Origin of the sequence: Pampinifervens navoyensis (assembly GCF_046159715.1) — a bacterium.
Taxonomy (GTDB): Bacteria; Aquificota; Aquificia; order Aquificales; family Aquificaceae; genus Pampinifervens.
The window spans coordinates 1-234 of the sequence record NZ_JBJXCT010000077.1 but is presented as its reverse complement, the minus strand read 5'-3'; the positions used below and the strand labels follow the sequence as shown (position 1 = coordinate 234).

General features: G+C 71.8%; 1 protein-coding gene. It reads right to left on the bottom strand.

The window, feature by feature from the left end:
- Positions 1 to 234: amidohydrolase family protein (locus ACKRDP_RS10065; RefSeq protein ID WP_409154644.1), on the bottom strand; the 234-nt coding region annotated here is incomplete at both ends.

Sequence of the window (234 nt, the reverse complement as noted above, 5' to 3'; positions counted from 1 at the left end):
GCGTAGACCAGGTGGCTCACGATGTCGTGTCGGGGGACGAGATGCGGAGCATCCAGGTCGACGACCGCGAGGTCGGCCGCCGCGCCCACCTCGATGAGCCCACCGGGCATCCCCAGCGCGGCCGCACCCCCGACCGTCGCGATCTCGAGCACGGAGGGGGCGTCCATCGCCGCGGCGTCACCGCTGGCGAGCTTGCCGATCATCGCCGCATCCCGCATCTCCCCGAACATGTCC